Source organism: Adlercreutzia caecimuris B7 (genome assembly GCF_000403355.2).
GTDB classification, from domain to species: domain Bacteria; phylum Actinomycetota; class Coriobacteriia; order Coriobacteriales; family Eggerthellaceae; genus Adlercreutzia; species Adlercreutzia caecimuris.
In genome coordinates, this window is the sequence record NZ_KE159646.1 from 1,708,234 (window position 1) to 1,720,117 (window position 11,884).

9 protein-coding genes are annotated in these 11,884 nt (G+C 66.6%); 3 read left to right on the forward strand and 6 right to left on the reverse strand.

The genetic code is table 11. The features are described from left to right. Positions 1 to 45: 45 nt before the first annotated feature. The 3 genes from C811_RS10855 to C811_RS16915 form a co-directional block, all read right to left on the reverse strand. Positions 46 to 2,196, reverse strand: coding sequence for a carbohydrate-binding domain-containing protein (locus C811_RS10855; protein ID WP_022926529.1), 2,151 nt, complete (start codon positions 2,194 to 2,196; stop codon positions 46 to 48). Between the two features lie 320 nt (positions 2,197 to 2,516). Beyond that, positions 2,517 to 3,212 carry a DUF4956 domain-containing protein gene (locus C811_RS10860; RefSeq protein WP_016309647.1) on the reverse strand — a complete coding sequence of 232 codons (696 nt, stop codon included), beginning with the start codon at positions 3,210 to 3,212 and terminating at the stop codon, positions 2,517 to 2,519. Positions 3,213 to 3,237: 25 nt separating this feature from the next. Continuing rightward, positions 3,238 to 4,230, reverse strand: a complete 993-nt coding sequence (locus tag C811_RS16915; RefSeq protein ID WP_016309648.1) for a polyphosphate polymerase domain-containing protein — start codon at positions 4,228 to 4,230, stop codon at positions 3,238 to 3,240. 143 nt (positions 4,231 to 4,373) lie between these two features. On the opposite strand from C811_RS16915, the gene C811_RS10870 reads away from it, so the two are divergent. From C811_RS10870 to C811_RS10880, 3 genes are all read left to right on the forward strand, one after another. Beyond that, positions 4,374 to 5,054: a response regulator transcription factor gene (locus C811_RS10870; protein WP_016309649.1), complete on the forward strand. Its 681-nt coding sequence runs from the start codon at positions 4,374 to 4,376 to the stop codon at positions 5,052 to 5,054. Then, complete coding sequence (locus tag C811_RS10875) at positions 5,051 to 6,535, forward strand: sensor histidine kinase (protein ID WP_016309650.1); 1,485 nt, start codon at positions 5,051 to 5,053, stop codon at positions 6,533 to 6,535. The genes C811_RS10870 and C811_RS10875 overlap by 4 nt, the downstream gene beginning before the upstream one ends. Positions 6,536 to 6,696: 161 nt before the next feature. Then, positions 6,697 to 8,055, forward strand: a complete 1,359-nt coding sequence (locus C811_RS10880) for an ATP-binding protein (RefSeq protein WP_016309651.1) — start codon at positions 6,697 to 6,699, stop codon at positions 8,053 to 8,055. 186 nt (positions 8,056 to 8,241) lie between these two features. Here the strand turns inward: C811_RS10880 and C811_RS16595 are convergent, their stop codons facing one another. The 3 genes from C811_RS16595 to C811_RS10895 all read right to left on the reverse strand — a co-directional run bounded on the left by C811_RS16595 (position 8,242) and on the right by C811_RS10895 (position 11,701). Beyond that, complete coding sequence (locus tag C811_RS16595; protein WP_016309652.1) at positions 8,242 to 9,630, reverse strand: 4Fe-4S dicluster domain-containing protein; 1,389 nt, start codon at positions 9,628 to 9,630, stop codon at positions 8,242 to 8,244. Positions 9,631 to 9,991: 361 nt separating this feature from the next. Further along, positions 9,992 to 10,981 carry a 4Fe-4S binding protein gene (locus C811_RS10890; protein ID WP_016309653.1) on the reverse strand — a complete coding sequence of 330 codons (990 nt, stop codon included), beginning with the start codon at positions 10,979 to 10,981 and terminating at the stop codon, positions 9,992 to 9,994. A 9-nt stretch (positions 10,982 to 10,990) separates the two neighbouring features. Continuing rightward, positions 10,991 to 11,701 carry a 4Fe-4S dicluster domain-containing protein gene (locus tag C811_RS10895; protein ID WP_016309654.1) on the reverse strand — a complete coding sequence of 237 codons (711 nt, stop codon included), beginning with the start codon at positions 11,699 to 11,701 and terminating at the stop codon, positions 10,991 to 10,993. Between the last annotated feature and the right edge of the window lie 183 nt (positions 11,702 to 11,884).

An 11,884-nucleotide genomic window follows, 5' to 3' on the forward strand; every position in this document is an offset into this window, starting at 1 on the left:
GAAGCCAAAAAGCAGCCGGAGCGCCGCCCGTGGGGAGAAACGGCGCTAGGCGACTACCTCGGGCTGCGGGCTCTGCGCGGCGGCACCTTGTCGCGTCTGGCCGCCACGCACGGCATCCCCGCGCGGACCGCCGCGACGGCCGCCGTCGCCCATGCGACCAACCTCGTTGCTCGGCGTGGTGGAGGCGGTGAAGTCCACCGTCGTGCCGCCCTCGACCATGGCGTCCGTGGCATAGCCCGCGCTATCGGCGCCCGCCACCGCACCCCCGACAACCACTTTGCCCGTTGCGCCCTCGGTCAGGCCGGGAGCGGACACAACAGCGCACTGGAAGGCCTTGGGGACGGTGTAGCTGACGAGCACGGTGCCGGCCTCGTCGGTCACGGCCAGATTCGTACCCGCGGATCCCTCGGCTGCCACCATCGCGAAGGGCTGCGCGCCCTCGGTGAAGGTCTCGGCCATGCCGGTTGCGCCGGCGAGAATCACCGCACCGCCCGTGATGGTGGCGCCGTACTCGTAGTCGAGGGCGCTATCACCGCCGCCGGTCGAGCCACTTGCGAGAACCACGCCGCCATTCACTTCCACATACCCGTTGGAATCGAGCCCGTCGCCGCCGGCGTCGACGGTCACCTTGCCGCCGTTGATCTGGATAAGGCATTCCTCGCTCGCATTGGCCGCCACCGGACCGCCCGCGCCCATGCCGCCACGGCCGCCCTGGGGCATTCCGTCCTCGGCGCCGGGCCCACCCTCGGGACGCTGGGGCGCCTGCCCCTCCTCCGCGCCCTCGGGCATTTCGGGGCGCTCGCCTTCGGGCATGGCGGGCGCATCGCCCTCGGGCAGCTGCGAGGGGTCGAAGTCCTCGGGTATTTCGGGGCGCTCGCCGCTCTGCGGGTCGAAGCCCTCGGGGGGCTCGGGCGCCTGACCATCCGTGCGCTGCCCATCTTCCAGCTGCTGTCCTCCTTGGTCGGCCGCAACATCCCCGGATCCCGCAGCACCGCCGGCCGCCTCGGCGCTCTCGTCGGAGCGCTCGGCCACCGCGGCGTTGATGCCGTCGTCGGTAGCCACGATATTCAGCTCGCCGTCGTTGACAATCACCTTCTCGGCCTCAATGCCCTCGTCGCTGCCGGTCACGTTCAGCGTGCCGCCGTCCATAGTGAAGCGGGTCTCGGGGTTCATGCCCTTGCCGCCAGCCTCAACGGTGAAGGAGCCGCCGGTCATGGCCGCCTCCACCTCGGAGCGCAAGGCGTGATCGGCAGCCTTCACCGTCCCTTCGCCGCCGGTAATGCGCAGATAGGTGGCCGCCTGCACACCGTCATCCTGCACATCCATGGCGAAGGTGCCGCCGTCGATGGACACGAAACCGCGCGTCGGATCCTCGTCGTTGTTCGACTTCACCCCGTCGCCCCCGGCCGTCACCGTGAGCGAGCCGTCGGCGATCTTCACGCAGTCCTTGCCGCGCAGGCCGTCCTCCTTGGCCGTCACGGTCAGCGTGCCGCCGGCAATGACCAGATCGTCCTTGGAGTTCACACCGTGGCGGTAGTTGCCCTCCACCGTGAGGGCACCGCTTCCGTTGATGGTCAGATCGTCCTTGGAGAACAGCGCCGCATTCGGCTCGTCCTCTCCGTCGGCCAGCGTATAGGTCGCGCCGTCGGCCAGTGTGCTCTGCGAGCCCTCGGCCAAGGTGACGAACACCTTGTCGGCCTGCTGCACCTCGAAGGCAGCGCCGTCGCCGTGGCGAATAGTCGCGCCGTCGAGCACCACCTGCACCTTGTCCTGGTCGGTCGCGTTCACCACAAGAGCGCCGTCGGTCAGCTCGCCCGACACCACATAGGTACCGGCGGCCGTAATAGTCACCGTGGAGCCGTCCGCCGAGGCGCCATCGCCCTCAATGGTCGCACCCGCGCCCGAAAGCACGATCTTCGTTGCCGAGGCGGCATCGTAGGAAGCGTCCTTGTCGCGATCGGAATAGTCGAAGTCCATCCCGGCGATATCGATGAGCGCATCCCAATCGACCGTCTCGGTATTGGCTGCCGCGCCGCCCTCGCCAGTCGGGCCGCCGTTTTCGGCGGCATTGTCGTCGTAGGTGCCGCCCGCGCAGCCGGACAGCGCCAGCGTAGCCGCCAGCGCCGAAGCCAGAGCCCCGCGCGCCCACCGTCGCCGCCGCTCAACCGTGCCGTTCATCATATTCGTCTTCATCATCCAAATCCTCCCAGTAACGTATTGCATTTCCATTTCATTCAGGAACCCACGAGGTGGTTTCCCGGTGGTCTGATCGCGGGCGTCTGAGCGCCCTCGGAGAATGCGGCCCTTAAGAAGCAGATTCCACTTCAGCATCAACGACTCCGGGATAGTACCGAAGCGCGTGCGTCATCTCCTCTGCTTCCTTGGCCGCATTCGCAGAGGGGCCCAAGCGAAGTCGGCCGCGATCAGACTGCCGGGGAACCGCCCCAGCGGGTGCCGATCGCAGACATCGGGAACCGACCCAGCAGGAACCGCCCCCACGCGGCCCCCAGCAGCCGTTACAGCGTTTCCCGCGCCTGGGGCGTCATGCCCAGCGAGATCTTCAGGTTCCCGTTCAAGCAGCGCAACTCGTCGATCATGGCCTTCTCAAGCCCCGGCTCGCGCATGCGCAGCTGGTAGGTCAGCTGGAAGAGGCTGCCCATGTTGGTGGTCGTCACCTCCACCAGCTCCGACTCGGCCGCATAACGCCCGAGCACCGTATCGAACACGCCGTCGTATTCCAAGTCCTCGGGGATGGTGATGCGCAGCGTCTTGCCCGGCTCGCGCGGCCGGCCGAAGGGAGTGAGCACGAACAGCAGATTCACCACGGCCACCACTACGGTGAACACGCAGGCGAGCCCTAGAAAGCCCATGCCCGTGGCCAGGCCGACGGCCATGGCCAGAAACACGCTGCCGATGTCCTTCGCCGAGCCGGGAATGGAACGGAAGCGCACCAGGTTGAACACGCCCATAACGGCGATGCCCGCGCCGAGGTTCCCGTTCACCAGGGTGATGACCATCTGCACGATCAGCGGCAGCAGAGCCAACGTGACCACGAAGTTCTTCGTGTAGCTGTGGCGGAACATGTACACGGCCGCGCAGATGGCGCCGAGCGCCACCGACGCGGCGCAGCACAGCAGAAAGTCGGATGCGGCCACCGATCCCACGAGCGAATCGGCGCTTCCGAAGATCGAGCTGAATGTTGTGGCGAGCATGGGGATCCTTTCTCTTGTCGGTACGCTAGCTGACGGCCACGGCCTGCTGCAGGGCGGTGCCCTCGCACCGTTGGTAGGCGTTGCCGTACTTGGTGAACGATGCGGGGTAGATGCCCTGGGCGGAAAGCGCGGCCACGAGCCAGGGCGGGTAGGGCCCGGCGCTCTTGATCTCCAAGATGGACTCATCCGGCGCGACAATAGGTTGCCAAGACGAGGTGTGCCCGTGGCAATCGAGATAGCTCAGGCGGTCGTCGAAGGTGAGGCGCAACGCGGGATCGAACGTAGGCGCCGCGGCAGGGGCTACGCCGTCCGCCGCCGCAGGAACGCGAGCCGCAGCCGTGTCGCGCGCCGCGAAACCGGCCGCCGAGGGCTCCCCCGCGAGCGCGCAGCGCACGCCCCACGCCTCGCGGTCGCAGGCAATGCCCATGGAAGGCGTAAGAGGCAGCCAACGGTCCATGGCGGCCTCCAACTCCCGGGCGATCTGACGGGAGGCGGGGGCAAGGGCCGCAGCGGCCTGCTCGGCATCGGCAAGCGGCCAGCGCACGCAAACCCGCTCGTAGGGAAGCCCGCTTACGAAGGCCACGGCCGCCGGCAAGGCAAGCGCGATGCGGCGCTTGTACACGATGCCCTTGAACTTCTTCTTGATACCGAAGAACACCGCAGTCGCCTCGCCGCCCGGCACAGCGGCCGCCCGGGCCTCCACCTCGGCATCGGACAGCGGCGGCCGGTCGGCGTTGCGCACGAGCGGCCCGGCGCCGAAGGCCGCCATGAGCGCCGTGCCGGCCGCCTCGCCATAGGCGCGCAGGCGCAGCTTTTCCTTGTACAGCGGCTTCTCTACCGAGCGGGCGATCATGGCACGTTCGGGCGTATCCAGGTACAGGCTCGTGATGCGCGTGCGCCCGTAGGCGTCCACCGCCATGGCGCCCGTATCGCAGGCCGCCGCCTCCACGGCCGTCCGCTGACGCGGCGTCGTGCGGTATTTCTTCTCCACGCGCTTGAACACGCTGTCGTAGGCCATAGCCGTCCTTCCTCGTTTTCGACGGCGGCCATCATAGGCATTCTTCCTGAAAAGTCACTGAAGCGCGGGGCTTCCTTTCAGCTTGCCTTAAGGCGGCGCGGTACAATGGCCCCAGTATTTCCGAGGGCGCAAAGGAGACGCGCGTGCATGTACTGGTAGTGGAGGACGACGTTCGCCTCGCCGAGGCACTCGCCCGCATTCTGGAGGACAACGGCTACATCGTCGATACCGTCCACGACGGCCAGGCGGGCATCGACTACGGGGGAAGCGGCGCCTACGACGTCATCATCCTGGACGTCATGCTGCCCAAGGTCGACGGCTTCGCGGTGGCCCAGCGCCTGCGGCGCGCCCACGTGAGCACCCCCATCCTGCTGCTCACCGCCCGCGACGCCACCACCGACAAGATCGCCGGGCTGGATGCGGGCGCCGACGACTACATGACCAAGCCCTTCTCGCCGGCTGAGCTCATGGCCCACCTGCGCGCCCTCACCCGGCGCCAGGGCGACGTGGTCTTCGAGACCCTCACGGCGGGAGACCTCACGTTGAACCTGGAGAGCCTCGATCTGACCTGCGGTGCCGAGACCATCCGCCTCTCGCAGAAGGAGTTCGCCATCGCCCGCATCCTTCTGGGGTCGCCGGGCGCGGTGGTGTCGAAGGAGGCGCTCATCGCCCGGGCGTGGGGCCCCGATTCCAACGCAAGCGAGAACAACGTGGAGGCCTATATCTCGTTTCTACGGAAGAAGATCGGGCACGTGGGCTCCACGGCGCGCATCGAGACCATCCGCAGCGTGGGCTACCGCCTCGCCGAGAGCGCTGGTCGATGAGCCAAGCCGCCGCTCCCCTGCTGCGCAAGCTGCGCCTGAAGTTCATCGCCCTGAACATGGCCCTGGCCTGCGTGGTGTTGGCCGCCTCCTTTGCCACCATCTGCTACATGGACTACCGCAGCGACGTGGACGAGGTGTACCGCACCCTCGCCATCACCGTCAACCGCGCCGGGGAGCGCCCGCAGCTCGTGCCCGATCACGGCCCACTGCTGCCCGCACCTGACGGAACCGGCGAGACCGCCGGCGCGGGAGACGGAACGGCGACCTACGGCCCCGATGCGGTGGCGCAGCACGAAGGCCCCGCGGCGCCGAGCGGAGATGGCGCCTCCGCGCAAGAGGCGCCCCTGGCCATCGGCAGCGCAGGCGGCGACAGCGCACCCGAAACCGGCGACGAGCAGTTCGCGCCGCCCCAGATCGGCGGCCCGCACGGCATGGGCGACAATGCGCTGCCCGTCGCCACCTACTACTGCGAGAGCGGCACGATCGCCCAGATTGTCGACCAATCGAGCGCCGCCGTACCCGATTCGCTGCTCGCAAGCGCCCTCAATCTGGCCGCAGCGGATCCCCAAAGCCATGGCTACCTCGCCGATGCCGGGCTGTTCTTCGCCAAGCGGGAAGCGGGGCACGGGCTCATCGTGGCCTTCGCCGATGGCGGCGCGGCCTCGTCATGGCAGGGCCTCGCCTGGGGCCTGGCGGGTGTGGGCGTGGCGGCCCTCGGCGTGCTATTCCTGCTGAATCTGCAGCTGTCGACCTGGGCTTTGGGACCGGTGCAGCGCGCCTGGAGCCAGCAGCAGCAGTTCATCGCCGATGCGTCCCACGAGCTGAAGACGCCGCTTACGGTCATTCTCGCCAACAACGCCATCCTGCGCCAGCGCGGCGGGGAAACCGTGGCGAGCCAGGGCCAGTGGATCGAGAGCACTCAGATGGAAGCCGAGCGCATGCAGGCTCTCGTGACCGACATGCTCGATCTGGCGCGACCCGCGGCCATAGCGAGCGCCGAGCAGCCGGCGCCGGCACTCGATTTCAGCCGCCTGGTGGAAGGCGAGGCGCTTACCTTCGAGGCCGTGGCCTTCGAGCGAAACCTCGTCTGGGAGGCCGCCGTGGCCGAGGGCGTATCGGTGCGGGGGAACGCCTCGCGGCTGCAGCGGCTCGTCGCCGTGCTTTTGGACAACGCCTGCAAGTACACCGATGAGGGCGGCACGGTGGAAGTGACCCTGCGCACCGAAGGCGCCGAGGCGGTGCTTTCCGTGCGCAACTCCGGCGAGCCCATTGCCAGGGAAGATCTGCCGCATCTGTTCGACCGCTTCTACCGCGCCGACAAGGCCCGCACCCAGGCCGGCGTCCAGGCAGCTGTCCCCGAAGGCTACGGGCTCGGGCTCGCCATCGCGGCGGACATCGCCCAAGCCCACAAGGGCGCGCTTACCGTGAGCAGCACCGCCGAGGAGGGCACCGCCTTCACCCTGCGCCTGCCCCTCGCGTAAGCGCCCCGCATCCCGTCGATCGCAACCCGATCTGACAAAAACTTTGCATAATGTAGGATTTCCATCCCAAAAAACTTTGCATAATGTAGGATATTGGCATGAAAAAACTTTGCATCTCGTAGATCCCATCGACTGCTATCCAAACTGGCGAACGGAGCACCATGTTCAAACGAAAGGCTTTTAGCGACATCCTCAGCTGGAGCGCAGCATCGCCCCATACGGCACTCCTTGTGCGCGGCGCCCGTCAAATCGGGAAGAGCACCCTGATCCGTCACCTTGGGGAAACCGAGTACGATGTCTTCGTGGAAGTCAATCTCTACCGCGACAGCGCCGCAAAAGACGCCCTCGCCTCATCGCGCGATGCCCAAGAGCTCATCAGCCGTATCAGCTTGCTCTCCCCCACCCCCCTCGTTCCGGGAAAGACGCTTATCTTCATCGACGAAGTTCAGGAATCACCCGATCTCATCACTATGGCCAAGTTCCTCGTAGAGGACGGGCGCTTCCGCTACGCCTTCTCGGGATCGATGCTCGGCACCGAGCTCAAGAAAATCCGCTCCTACCCCGTTGGGTTCGTCACCGAGCTGGTCATGCAGCCCATGGACTTCGAGGAGTTCGCATGGGCCGTCGGGGTAAGCGACGAAAGCCTCGACACCGTTCGACGGGCATGCGGCGCGCTTTCCCCTATCCCCGATTATCTGCACGAGGCGTTCCTGTCCTACCTGAGAACCTATGTCGTTGTCGGGGGAATGCCCGGAGCCGTCCAAACGTTTCTCGACGCACGGGGGGATTTGGCCGCGGTTCGCGACTTCCAATTCCAACTCGTCGCAAGCTACCAGCACGACATCACGAAGTACGCTGGCAGCCGGGCCCTCAACGTGGAGGCTATTTTCGACCAACTGCCTTTGCAGCTTGACAACCGCACCCGTCGATTCGTGCTGAACTCCATTGACGACGACGCGCGCTACGAGGCGTACCGCAAGGACTTCGTATGGCTCACATCCGCAGGCGTTGCCTACAAATGCGACCAGGTGAGCGATCCGAAAAGCCCCCTCAAGGCCACAGAAAGGCCCGGGGTTTTCAAGCTTTACGAGTCTGACACGGGCATGCTCATAAGCCGCTACCCGCAAAGCCTCGCCCGTGCCGTTTTCTACGACGAGCGCAAGGTGAACCAAGGCGCCATTTTCGAGAACGCCGTTGCCCAGCAGCTTTCCGCCATGGGGTTTTCCCTGTACTACTATATGAACCGCAAACGTGGCGAAGTGGATTTCCTCATCGAGGGGAAAGCCGGCGAGGTTGTTCCCATCGAAGTGAAATCTGGAACGAGCGCCCGCGCCCACGCCTCGCTTACCAAGCTGCTTGAAAACGAGGAGTACCGCATCCCACGCGGCATCGTCCTATCCCGCTTGAACATTGAGGTCCGGGGGAAGGTCGTCTACCTTCCCTGGTACGCGCTGTTCTGCCTTGACGAGGTGCTCATCCCCGAAGCCGAACTCCCCAAAGTGACCCTTCCGAAAATATAGCCCACGCGAACCGAAACCGCTTCACGGCAACAGGGCCCACAGCAGCACCAAGCAGCCGACGCATGAGCCTCAGCTCGGTCGCCTTGATGACGAAGCTGCGAAAAAAGCCCCCGAGCCGTGAAGAGGATAGGGGGCTCGGGGGCAGGGCAGACCGGTCGCCGGGTGGTGCAGGGAGAAGGCGACCTGTTACCTCTCGAAAATGTCTCCGTTGAAGGTTTGCCGGAACGTGTCCAGAATCTGGTGCGGGTTGTCGGTAAGGGCCACGGCACGGGGCGTCATGGTGTAGCGGTGGGTCTCGCCGCCGAGCAGCCAGCGCGTGGGCACCGTATCGATCACGGTTATGGCGTCGTTGCGGCACACGTCCTGGCAGCTGCGGCATTTCACGCAGTCGCTCGGCGCATGCTCCACGCCGATGGCGCCGTCGGCGTCGTCGAACTTGCGGATAGCGCCGGTCGGGCAGAATGTGGCGCACATGCGGCAGGAGTCGCAGCGGGTGGCGTCGATCACCACCGCGCCGGCCAGCCGGCACTCCACAGAGGAGGCCGTCGGCTCGCCCAAAGCCGCCAGCGCGTCGAGGAGCCGCTCGCGCCGATCGGGCACGAAGTGCGGCAGGGTGCCGTCGCGCATCACGTGAAGAGAATGGGCCGCCACCTTGCGGGTGTGCCCGGAGTTCCAGTAGAAGCGCATGCCGGGGCCCGCGGTGACATCGGCCGCCTCGGCCTCGGGCGACGAGAGCGACACGGACGCGGAAGGGGCGGAAGCGCCCGGGGCAGCTGCACAGGCGGCGTCGGGGGAAATGCTGGGCTCAGCGGCGCAGACGGTGCCGGCAGGAGGCGCTGCGACCTCGCCCGAATCCGCGGCGTCTGCCAACCCAGCGGAGCCCTTTCCCGCTCGTATCGGCTCGCAGGCGCGCTCCTCGGCGAAGAAGACATCGCAGGCCGCGCGGGCCGCCTCGGCGGACACACCACCTGCGAGCACGCCCTCGGGCACTTCGTCGGTCACGACAATATCCATGGAGGAGCCCCACGCGCCCAGCAGGACGCGGGCCGTCTCGGCCACAAGCTCGGCCACCTCGAGCCCATGGCGCTGGGCGCAGCGGTCGCACCGCCCGCACAGCACCGTCGCGCGGGAAACTCCCTCGGCAGCCAAGGCCGCCAGCAGCGACTCGTCCACCCGTCCGGCGCATACCACCGACGCGCAGGCGCCCGGTGCAAGCCGGTCGCCAAGAGCCGCCCGCGCCTGGCTGCAGGCGATAACCGCCTCGCCGTCGCGCACGGCGCTCAGGCACGCCGCCTTCAGCTCGGCGTCGCTCGGGTTGAGGGCCTCCAGCGCGCAGGTGGGGCACACCGTGGCGCAGGTGCCGCAGCCTACGCATTGGGCCGCATCCAACACCAGCTCGCCATCCACCAGCGCGATGCAGCCCGACGTGCAAGCGGCCGCGCACTTCAAGCATTCCACGTTGCGGTTGCGCACTTTGGCGCACCGCTCGCGATGCACACGAATCGCCTCGCCGTCCACCGCCTCGAAAGCAGCCCCCACATGCCGATGGGCCGCTGCATCAATCTTCTCAACCATGATCGCTCCTCTTCTGCCAATCGAAGGCCTCTCCCAAAACCCTCAACCAGCACCGATCAGCTTCGTTTTCAATATCTCGCCACCGTCGGGCTCCGGCGCCCGTGGCCGACGACCTCTGCGCGCCCTGCACTCTGCTCAAAATGATATCGCGCAGGCGGCCCGCGGAACCCGTGCTCGCCGACCTCTGAGCGCCCTGCGAAGAACGCGGCTCAAAAGAAGCAGATTCCACGCCAGCAGCAGCGATGCGGGGATAGTACCGACTAGCGTGCGTCATCCCCTCTGCTTCTCTCGCCGCGTTCGCAGCAGGAGCAGCGCGAAGCGGGCGGCGAGCACGGGTTCCGCGGGCCGCTGCCCCAAGTTCCTAGTCCAGCTTCGGCTCCAAATCCTCCAAGGAGGGCTCCAGCACTTCCACCGCGCCCTTCTTCTTCGACGGCGCGAACACCGGCATGGTGATGGCCTTGGTGGGACAGGCGTCCACACAGGCACGGCAACGGGTACAGTCGGCCGTGGTGAGCTCGCCGAATTCGGGATGGCGCAGATTGATGTCGAACTGGCATACCTCGGCGCACTTGCTGCACGAGGCGCCCTTGGCGGTTTCCAAGCACTTCTCATCGTTGATAACCGGCACGAAGGTGCGCGAGAAGCGACCCACCAGGTTCATGAGGGCCGACAGCGGGCAGAAGTGCGTGCACCACTTCCGCAAAAACACGAGCTCCACGATGAGCATGGCCGGAATGAGGATGATGCCGATGGTGGCATCGCCCGCCGAGAAGGCCCGCCACAGCACGAGCACCGTGGCGAAGGTAAGGCCCACGGGGCACACGAGGCAGAACACCGGGAAGCCGAACACGGCCGTGGACAGAAGCGCGCCGCCGAGCACCGCGTGGCGCGAGTCCAGCTTGCCATGCTTGACCGGCTGGCACTTCCCGCAGGCACCGCAGGCGTGGCCCTTGGCGTCCTTGGCATCCTTGGCCGGCTTCAGGCTGTCCAGCTCCTGCTGGGAAATGGCCTTGATCTCGGCGTTCTTCTGCTCGGCTAGGGCCTTGCGCTTCTTGGGCGAGCGGAAGTAGTCGCGAATGCGGTAGATGAGGGTGGTGGGGCACAGCCACGCGCAGAAGGCGCGGCCCACGAGCAGCACGAGAGCTGCCATGGCGACAAGCGAGATGACCGCCCGGGGAATCATGGTCTTCGTGGCGATCATGGTGCCGAGCGCGCCCAAGGGGCACAGCGCCGCGATGGTGTCCCAGCCGAAGCCGGACAGGGTGCCGGTGCTCACGCCGGCGATAAGGCCGCCGGCCATGACGGCAAATACAGCGGCGGCAATGATGGTGCGCAGGTTCTTGGTCTTCATAGGTGCCCCCTATGCCTCGATGGGGCGCACCACAATGGCGCGCTCGTTGGACTTGATGGAGCCCGAGGACAGCGACAGGCACACGGCCTGGCAGGCACCGCAGCCGTTGCAGCGGTCCTCGATAACGTAGGGAATGGGGTTCGCGCCGCCCTCGTCCTTCAGCTCGATGGCGCCGTACTTGCAGGCATCGTAGCAGTCGCGGCAGCCGGTGAGGCGGTAGGCCAGGCAGGTGCGCGGGTCGATCTCGGCCGTACCGATGACGATGTCCCCCGTCTCGCCGGTCTCGGGGTTGCCCACGGTGTAGGAGGCCGGAAGCTCCAGGGCCTCGGTGGGGCACACGGCCACGCACTGGGGCACGCCGCCGTTCTCCTCGTAGCAGAAGTCGCAGTAGTTCCCCGTGTTGAAGTCGAGCATGGGGCTGCGCATGCCGAGCAGGCCGTCCTCGATCTTCGCGGGCACGATCACCTTGCGCGGGCAGGCCTCGTAGCAGCGCTCGCAGCGGATGCAGCCCGATACGAGATGCGCCTCGTCAGTGCCTCCGGGCGGTCGGTTCAGCGGGTTGTGCCCCGCATAACGCAGGCCGCCCAGCCCCAGCAGGGCCACCGTGGACCCCACGCCGATGAACAATCCGCGCCGCGAGATACCGCCGCGCTCGGCGCGCTTGGACTCAACGGCACCGTCCCCGGGCACCGCCGCCGCTTCTTTCTTCTCCTCAGCCATGGATTCTCCTCTTCACTCTCGCTCAAATGGCTTCAAAATCAAGGTTGTGGTCGGGCGCAACCTTGATTTTCAAGCCATTTCGTAAGCGCTGCCGAGAAGCGAGGCGGGCCGGTGCGTTGCCTGCGGGGCTTGTCCGATATGAAAAAGCCCACCTCGCTCAAGTTCCTCAAAGGGCGGCCCGTC